This is a genomic window from Kitasatospora sp. NBC_00039 (assembly GCF_045160625.1).
Lineage (GTDB): Bacteria > Actinomycetota > Actinomycetes > Streptomycetales > Streptomycetaceae > Kitasatospora.
Map to the genome: position 1 here is coordinate 1,364,373 of NZ_CP108289.1, position 9,660 is coordinate 1,374,032.

The 9,660-nt window shown below is 75.5% G+C and carries 1 protein-coding gene (cut by a window edge); it reads right to left on the reverse strand.

Going from position 1 to position 9,660, the window contains the following annotated elements:
* Nucleotides 1-9,658: the 5' portion of an SDR family NAD(P)-dependent oxidoreductase gene (locus tag OG286_RS06390; protein WP_405364861.1), read on the reverse strand. The gene continues 4,235 nt to the left of window position 1, outside the view; the window shows 9,658 of its 13,893 coding nt (coding positions 1-9,658); its start codon is at nucleotides 9,656-9,658; its stop codon lies beyond the left edge, outside the window.
* Between the last annotated feature and the right edge of the window lie 2 nt (nucleotides 9,659-9,660).

Here is a 9,660-nt window from a genome sequence, read left to right on the forward strand (position 1 = left end):
GCCCGGGCGCGGACGCCGTTCGCTCCGGGGCGGCCGGGGAGGGCTGCGGGCGGGTGCCCGTGGTGGGCAGCAGCTCGCGCATCCGGTCCGGCTCGGTCTCCAGGAAGTGCCGTGTGAGCGCCGCGATGGTCCGGTGCTCGAAGAACAGCGTCTTCGGCAGCGAGCCGAAGACCGTCTCCAGGGTCCGCGTCATGTCCATCGTCATCACGGAGTCGACGCCGTAGTCCTCCAGCGGCGCCTCCGCGTCGATCTTGGCGGCGGGCAGGTCGATGACCGAGGCCAGGAGCTTCCTGAAGTACGCCGTGGCCTTCCGGGCGGTGCCCTCGTCCGGGTCGGTCCCGCCCGCGGCGGCCTCCGGTGCCGCCGGACGGCTCGCGACCGGGCCCGGGGCCACGACCGGGGCCGGGGCGGCGGTGGCCCGGTCGGCGAGGAGGTCGGCGAGCAGGGTCTCCCGCAGCCGGGGCCGGTCGCCCTCCAGCACCAGCACCTGGCTGTGCGGCGAGGCCAGCGCCCGGTGGAGGGCGCGGACGCCGGTCTCCGTCCGCAGCGGGACGAGGCCGAACCGCTCGCGCAGCGACTGCTCGGTGCCCGCGTCGACGTGCATGCCGCCGTCGGCCCACAGGGGCCAGCCGAGCGACACCGTCCGCCCCTGCCGCTCCCCCGCCGCCACGAGGGCGTTGCGGTGGTGCGCGTAGGCGTCCATGAAGGCGTTGGCGGCCGCGTAGTCGCACTGGCCGACGTTGCCGAGGGCCCCGGCGACGGAGGAGAACGCGACCAGGAAGTCGAGTCCGTCCTCGCGGGTGGCCTCGTCCAGGTTGACCAGCCCGGCGACCTTCGGTGCCAGGACGCGGGCGAAGTCGTCCGCGTCCTTGCGCAGGATGAACGCGTCCTTGATGAACCCCGCGCTGTGCAGGATGCCGTCGATCCGGCCGTGCGCCTCACGGAGCCTGCGGACGAGCGCCTCGGCGTCGTCCCGCACGGCGACGTCGGCCCGCTCGTAGGCCGCGTGGGCGCCGAGCCGCGTCAGCTCCGCGAGGAGCGCGTCCTTCTGCCCGTCGCGCGGCGCCCGGCCGGCGAGGACGATCCGGGGCTCGCGCACCCGGGCGGCGATGTCCCGGGCGAAGACGGCGCCCAGCCCGCCGGCGCCACCCGTGACCAGGTAGACGCCGCCGTCCTTCCAGGCCGGCTCGGCCGCGGGGCCGTCCTCCTCCTCGCGCCACCGCAGCACCTCGCGCGTGCCGCCGTGGTGGCGGACGGCGGTGTCGGACAGCGCGGCGCGGTCGGCGGCGACGTGGGCCGCCGCCTGCTCCGGGCCGTCCTGCGGGTCGACCAGGACGAGCTGGCCGAGCACCTTCGGGTTCTCCAGCCGGGCCGACCTGAGCACGGCGGCCAGCCCCGCCCACAGGGACGGCTCGTGGGCCGCCGAGGCGACCAGCTGGACGGGGACGCTCCGCTGCCCGCGCTCGCCCAGCACCTCCTTGACGGCGGCGAGGACGGTCAGCGCGTCCTCGGTGTAGCGGGCGTCGATGCCCGGCGCCGCGGACTCCAGGCGCACGACCCGGGCCGTGCCCTGCGACTCCAGCGCCGCCGCGACCTCGGGCAGCCCGGCAACCAGCACCAGGCCGGCCTCGGCCGGCCCGGAACGCTCCGCGCGCTCCGCGGGGACCCAGCACGGCGCGGCCAGCAGCTCGCCGACGGCCGGCTGCCCGCCGGCGGCGGGCGGCTCACCGGTGGCCTGCGCCGTGTAGGCGCGCAGGGAGACGCCCTTGAGCCGGACGCACACCCGCCCCTCGTCGTCGCAGAGGTCGATGTCGAGCCGGCGGACGGCCTCGCCCGCCCGGCCGCCGCCCTCGCGCACCCAGGCCCACATCGTGGGGGTGCACGGGCCGCCGGTCTCCACCTCGTCCACCGCGAAGGGCAGCAGGAGCGGCCCGCCCTCGCCGGCCGGGGGCAGCAGGCCCGCGCAGGCCTGGAGGGCGGAGTCCACCAGGGCCGGGTGCAGGCCGTAGCTGTCCAGCGTCCCCCGCACCGCGGCGGGCAGGACGAGCCGGGCGAGCACCTGGCCATCGCCGGTCCAGAGACGGTCCAGCCCGCGGTGGCCGGGGCCGTAGGCGATGCCCCGGGCGCGGAACGCCTCGTAGGCCTCGTCCGCGCCCGACTCGGCGCCCCGGCAGGCGGCCTGCAGCTGCGGCAGGTCGAGGACGGTGGCGGCGGCCGGGGCGGCCTCCGGGGCCACCCGGACGAGGCCCTCGCTGTGGATCACCGGCTGCGCCGCCGGAGCGTCCTCGTCGCCGGTGCTGTAGATCTCGAAGCCGATCTCGTCCCGGCCTTTCGGCAGCAGGCGGACCTGGACGGTCCGGGCCCGTCCCTCCACCGTGACGGGCCGCGACCAGACGACGTTGCGGATCCGCAGGGAGCCGTGCGGCTCGTCCAGCGAGGCCGCCACGGCGGCCCGCGCCAGCTCCAGGCAGGCCGCGCCGGAGAGCACGCGCTCGCCGTGGACCTGGTGGTCCTTCAGGAAGAACTCCTCGCCCGTGAAGACCGAGGTGAAGCGCTGCTCGTGCAGGCTGGAGGTGTTGGCGTGGAGCAGGGGGTGGAGCCGCCCGGCGCCGGTGGCCGGCTGCTGGTCGGCGCCGGGCCCCGGGGAGAGCCAGTAGCGCTCGCCCTGGAAGGGGTAGGTCGGCATCGGCACCCGTCGGGCGGTGCCGTCCTGGAGCTTCGCCCAGTCGACCACCAGGCCGGTGACCCAGAGCTCCAGCAGCCTGCCGTACTCGCGCTCGGCGATCGAGGCGTCCAGCGCCCGGGCCAGGTCCTCGTCGGCGGCGAAGACGGCGAGTGCGCCCTGCCGGCGCTCGACCCGCCCCCGGTGGAGCTCGGCGACGCCCGCCTCGCCGGCGAGGAACGCCCCCAGCTTGGCGGCGAGTTCGCCGGTCGTGCCCGCGACGAGGCCGAGCCGCTCCTCGTACGCCTCCCGGCCGGCCTGGAGGGTGTGGGCGAGGTCGGCGAGCGCGACACCGGCGCCCTCCTCCTCGGTCGTCCAGCGCAGCAGCTGCTCCGCCTGGGCCCGCAGGCCGTCCGCCGTCCGCGCGGAGAGCACCACGGCGGCGGGCCGGCCGGCGGTGGGCGCGGCGGCCTCGGCGGCCCGCGCCGGGACGTACTCCTCGACGATGACGTGCGCGTTGGAGCCGCCCGCGCCGAAGGACGAGATGCCGGCGATCCGCGGCGTCTCGGTGCCGTCGGCGGCGACCGGGCGCTGCCACGGCGACAGCTCGCGCTGCACGTAGAACGGGCTGTTCGCGAAGTCGATGTGCGGGTTGAGCACCTCGGAGTGGAGCGAGGGCGCCAGCTTGCCGTGCTTCAGCTGCAGCAGCACCTTGGTCAGCGCCGAGATGCCGGCCGCGCTCTCGGCGTGCCCGATGTTGCTCTTCACCGAGCCGATCGCGCAGAACTGCCGGTCGTCCGAGTACTCCCGGAACGCCTTCGTCAGGCCCGCCACCTCGATCGGGTCGCCGAGCGACGTCCCGGTGCCGTGCGCCTCGACGTAGCTCACCGAGCGCGCGTCGATGCCCGCCTCGCGCAGCGCGTGGCCGATCACGTTGTGCTGCGCTCGGGGGTTGGGGACGGAGTACCCGTTGGTGCGGCCGCCGTGGTTGAGGGCCGTCCCCCGGATGACGCCGTGGATGGTGTCGCCGTCCGCGATCGCCCGGTCCAGCGGCTTCAGCAGCACCGCGCCGACGCCCTCCCCGGGCACGTAGCCGTCGCCGCCCTCGCCGAAGCTCTCGCAGAGCCCCTTGCTGGACGCGTACTTGCCGTTCCCGAGCATCAGGTACTTGTTCGGGTGGAGCGACAGGTTGACGCCGCCGGCGACGGCGAGCTCGCAGCCGCCGGTCTGCAGGCTCTGGCAGGCCAGGTGCAGGGCGGTCAGCGAGGACGAGCACATGGTGTCGACGGCCAGGCTCGGGCCGTGCAGGTCGAAGACGTAGGAGATCCGGTTGGCGATGGACGAGGCGCTGCCTGACAGCGTGACGTTGCGTCCCTTCGCCTGTTCCTGGGCGCCGTAGAGCTGGTACTCCTCGTACATCACGCCGACGAAGACACCGACGTTCCCGGCGAGCCCGCGGTCGCCGTAGCGGCTCAGCGTCTCGCGGGTGTGGCCGGCGTCCTCCAGCGTCTCGTGCACGCACTCCAGGAACAGCCGCTCCTGGGGGTCCATGAACGCGGCCTCGCGCGGCGAGATGTTGAAGAACAGCGGGTCGAAGTGGTCCGCCCGGTCCAGGAAGCCGCCCCACTTGGTGTAGGTGCGGCCCGGCACGTTGCCGTCCGGGTCGAAGTAGGCGCTGTGGTCCCAGCGGTCGGCCGGGATCTCGGTGATGCAGTCCCGGCCCTCGGCCAGGTTGCGCCAGAACTCCCGGACGTTGCGGGCCTGCGGGTAGCGCCCGGCCAGCCCGATGACGGCGATCTCCGGGCCCCCGGAGGCCGCTTCGGTACGGCGGGCGGCCCCGCGCCGTGCGCTCCGCCCGCGGCGCGGGGCGGCGGTGCGGGCCGGGGTGACGGCCGCAGCGACGGCCGCACCGGCGGTGGCGGGGATCGCGGCGGGGGTGGTGGTGGCGGGCTCCGGGTCGTCCGTGCCCAGGAGCGCGGCCAGCCGCTCCCCGTGGGCGTCGAGGAAGTACTCGGTCAGCGCCCGGATGCTCTGGTACTCGAAGAACAGGGTCTTGGGCAGCGAACCGAAGACCTGCTCCAGCTTGTTGGTCAGGTTCATCGTCATGATGGAGTCGATGCCGTAGTGCTCCAGGGCATCGTTCACATCGATCCGGTCGGCCGGCAGGCGCAGCTGGGAGGCCAGCAGGCCGACCAGGTAGCGTCCGGCCCGCTCCGCCTGCGTGGTGGCGGGCTGCGGCGGCTCGGTGTCCCGCGCCCGCTCGGGCCCGGTGCGCTCCACCGGTGCCGGGGCGGCGTCCCGGGCCGCGTCCGCGTCGTAGGCCCGGGAGGTGAACCCCCGCAGCCGGCAGCGGACGGCGCCGGCGTCGTCCAGGAGGTCGATGTCCAGCTTGCGGACCCCGAGGGCCGGCCGGTCGTCCGCGCTGTACCGCACCCACGCCCACAGCTCCGGGGCGAGCGGCCCGAAGACCTCCAACTCGTCCAGGGCGAAGGGGAGGTGGAGCACCGTGCCGTCGGCCCGGCCGAACAGGCCGACGGAGGCCTGGAAGGCGGAGTCCAGCAGGCCCGGGTGCAGCACGAACGCGTCGAGCGCCTCCCGCGCCACGGCGGGCAGCACCAGGCGCGCCAGCGCCTGGCCGTCGCCGATCGCGATGCTCTCGACGCCGCGGTGCGCCGGCCCGTAGTCGAGGCCCATGGCCCGGTACGTCCGGTAGCACTCCTCGGCGTCCAGCCGCGCGGTGGAGCAGGCGGCCAGCACCGCGGCCACGTCCACCGGAGCGGCCGGCGCGGTCGCGACGGGGACGGCCACGCCCTGGCTGTGCACGACGGGCTCGGCCCCGGCGGCGGCGCCGTCCGGCAGGCTCGCGATCTCGAAGGCGACCTCCCCGCCCTCCTCGACCGCCAGTGTGGTCCGCACGTGCACGGGCTGCCCGTCCACCGTGACGGGACGGGCCCACACCACGTTGCGCAGCGTCACGCCCTGCGGGCGGGCGTCGAGCGAGGCCTCCACGGCCGCCCGCGCCATCTCCAGGTACGCGGCGCCGGGCAGGACCTTGCGGCCGCGGACGACGTGGTCGGTCAGGAAGAACTCCTCGCCCGAGAACACCGAGCCGAAGCGCTGGGCGTCCAGGCTGGAGGTGTTGGCGTGGACGAGCGGGTGGAGCCGGACGGCGCCGGGGGCGGCAGTGGCCCGGCCGGTCGTGAGGTCGCCCACCCAGTAGCGCTCGCGGGCGAAGGGGTAGCCCGGCAGCGGGAGCATCCGGGGGCGCCGCCCGCGGTGGAGGCGGCTCCAGTCGACGGCCAGGCCCTTGACCCAGAGGTCGAGCAGCTTGTCGAACTTGCCCTTCTCGATCCACGCGTCGACGGTCGACGCCATGTCGGTGTCGGTGGCGAAGCCGGCCAGGGTGTCCCGGTGGTCCCTGACGTTGCCCAGGTGGAGGTCCTCGACGGTGTCGTCGCCCGCGACGAACGCGGTGAGCTTGGCGGTGAGTTCGGCGGCCGAGGTGACGGGCAGCGCGAGCCGCGTCTCCATCGCCTCGCGGCCGGACTGCAGGGTGTGGGCGACGGCGTCGAGGTCCGGGCCGGCCTCGCCCTGGCGGGCGATCCAGTCCAGCAGGGCCTGCGCCCGCTCCCGCAGCCGCTCGCCGTCCCTGGCTGAGAGCACGATCAGCCGCGGGGTGCTCGCGTCCGCGGTGGCGCCGGCGGTGCCGGCGCGGCGGTACTCCTCCACGACGACGTGCGCGTTCGATCCGCCCGCGCCGAAGGAGGAGACGCCGGCGATCCGGGCCCGCTCCGCCGTGCCGTCGGCGCCGGCGGGGCGCTGCCAGTCGGCGGGCTCCTGCTGGAGCCGGAAGGGCGTCCGGGTGAAGTCGATGTTGGGGTTGGGCTCCTGCGCGTGCAGGCTGGGGGCGAGCCGGCCGTGCCGCATCTGCAGGACGATCTTCAGCAGCCCGGCGATGCCGGCCGCGGCCTCCAGGTGGCCGATGTTGGTCTTGGCCGAGCCGACGGCGCAGTACTGCCGGGCGTCGGTGTCCTTCGCGAACGCCCGGGTGAGCCCGTCGAGTTCGATCGGGTCGCCGAGCTCCGTCCCGGTGCCGTGCGCCTCCACGTAGCTGACGTCGCCGGCCGAGACCCCGGCGCGGTCCAGCGCCTCGCGCACCACCTCGGCCTGCGCGCCCGGGTTGGGCACGGTGTAGCCGTTGGTCCGGCCGCCGTGGTTGATGCTGCTGCCGCGCAGCACGGCGTGGATGACGTCGCCGTCCCGCTCGGCGTCCGCCAGGCGCTTGAGCAGCACCACGGCCGCGCCCTCGCCGGGCACGAAGCCGTTGCCGCCGGCGCCGAAGCTGCGGCACTTCCCGTCGTGCGACAGCATCCGCTTGCCGGACATCAGGGTGTAGTTCGACGGGTGCAGGTAGAGGTTGACCCCGCCCGCGAGCGCCAGGTCGCACTCGCCGCGCCGCAGGTGCTCCATCGCCTCGTGGACGGCGCTCAGCGAGGACGAGCACATGGTGTCGACGGGCAGGCTCGGGCCCCGGAGGTCGAGCAGGTAGGAGACGCGGTTGGCGACGGAGGCGAACGAGGTCAGCGGGTGGAGGTTCTCGTTCTGCTCCCGGAGCGCGGGCCCGTAGAGGTCGAACCCGGTCTTGGAGACGCCGGCGAAGACGCCGACCCGCCCGCGATGCGCGTCGGCCAGGCGACGGCGGGTGTAGCCGGCGTCCTCCAGCGCGTTCCAGGACTCCTGGAGGAACAGGCGCTCCTGCGGGTCCGTGTTCATGGCCTCCTGCGGCGAGATGCCGAAGAAGAGCGGGTCGAAGTCGGCGAAGCCGTCGAGGAAGCCGCCCCACTTGCTGTAGCTGCGGCCCAGCGCGACCGCCTCGTCGCGGTCGGGGTGGTAGAAGCCCTCCAGCCCCCAGCGGTCGGCGGGGATCTCCGTGACGCAGTCCCGCCCGGCGGCGAGGTTCTGCCAGTACTCGTCCAGGTTCGCCGCCTGCGGGAAGCGGCCGCTCATGCCGACGATCGCGATGGCGTCGGCGGCGGACGGGGCCTCGGGCGCGGGGGCGGACGGGGCCTCGGGCGCGGGGGCGGGCTGCGCGACAGCGACGGGCTCAACGGCGGCGGACGGGGCCGCGACCGGGGCCGCGGCGGGCTTTGCGGCGGCGGCGGGCTCTGCGGCCGCGGCCGGCTTTGCGGCGGCCGCCGGTGCGGCGAGCCCGGTCCAGGCGAGGCACGTCCCCCGGTGCTCGCGGAGGAAGTAATCCACCAGGGCGTCCAGCGAGTTGAACTCGTAGAGGACCGTCTTCGGGAGCCCCGCGAAGGTCTCGGCGAACTTCCGGTTGAGCCGGGTGACGACGATGGAGTCGATCCCGTAGCTCTCCAGCGGGGCCTCGGCGTCGATCTTCGCCGCCGGGAGGCCGATCACGCCGCCGAGCACCTGCCGGAGCCGCTGCACGACCTTGTCGCGCAGCGCCCCCTCGTCGACGACCGCGACGGCCGCGACGGCCGCGACGGCCGCCGGTGCGGCCGTGGGCACGCCTGCGGATTCGGCGGCGGCCGGGGCGGGGCCGGCCGCCGGCGAGGCCGTCGGCTGCCCCAGCAGGGCCCCGCGGATGCGCGCCCCGTCCCCCTCGACCGCCAACACCTGGTGGTGCGTCAGGGAGAGGCTCTCGTGCAGGACCAGCACGCCGGACTCGGTCCGCAGCGGATGCATGCCGACCTGCTCCAGCAGGGCGCGCTCCGTCTCCGCGTCCGGCGCCATGCCGCCCTCGGCCCACAGCGGCCAGTTGAGCGAGACGCTGCGGCCCGACCGCAGGCCCTCGGCGACCAGCCCGGCGCGGTGCCCGGCGAAGGCGTCCAGGAAGGCGTTGGCGGCCGCGTAGTCGGCCTGGCCGACATTGCCGGTGACGGCGGCCGCGGAGGAGAACAGGGCGAAGAAGTCCAGCGCGTCGCCCTGGCTGGCCGCGTCGAGGTTGACCGTCCCGGCCACCTTCGGGGCGAGAACGGCGCGCAGGTCGTCCTCGCTCTTGCGGAGGACGAAGCCGTCCCGCAGGACGCCGGCACTGTGGATGATGCCGTTGATCGCGCCGTGCTCCTGCCGCACCCCGGCCAGGAACGCCTCCACGCCCGCGGCGTCGGCGGCGTCGAGCGGGGTGTAGTGCACCTGTGCCCGCGGGCGCCGCAGCGACTCCAGCAGCTGCCGCCGGCCCGCGTCGAGCGGGGAGCGGCCGGTGAGGTGGACGGTGGCACTGCGGACGGAACGCAGAACGTCCCGGGCGAAGATCAGCCCGAGGCCGCCGAGGCCGCCGGTGATGACGTAGGTGCCGCCCTCCTTCCAGGGCAGCGCGGGCTGCTCCGGGGCCGGCAGCTCCTGCCAGGCCAGGACGGAGCGGCCGCCGTCGTGCAGCCGCACGGCGCGCTCGTCCGGGCGGTCCCGGACGGCGAGGAGCTGCGCGGCGGTGGCGGCGGCCGGCGCGGCGGCGTCGACCAGGACGAGCTGGGGCACGAGCCGGGGGTTCTCCAGGGCCGCGCTCTTCAGCAGGCCCAGCAGGCCGGCGCCGAGGGCGTCCTCGCCGTTCCACGGACAGACGAGCTGCACCAGCGTCCGGGGCAGCGACGGGAGGGCGAGGAGCCGGCGGAGGGCGTCGAGCACCTGGCCCGCGAGGTCGGTGTAACGCTCCGCGACGCCGGTGGCGGGGCTCTCCAGGAGGCGCACCACAGCGGTGGTGTCCGACTCCTCCAGGGCCGTTGCCAGGTCGCGCGGGCCGGCGAGCAGCACGAGGTGGCCGGGCTCGCGCCCGGTCGCCGGGGTGCCGTCCGCCGGCTGCCAGACCGGGTGGAACCGGACCAGCTCCGGACCGGCCTGGTCCCGGACCGCCTGGTCCCGGACCGCCTGCTCCTGGCCGGCCTCCTCCTGGCGGCGCCTCAGGAACTCCTTGACGTACTCCTTGGAGACGCGCTCGGCCTTGAGATCCAGCAGCAGTTGCTCGAGTTGCCTGTCCATGG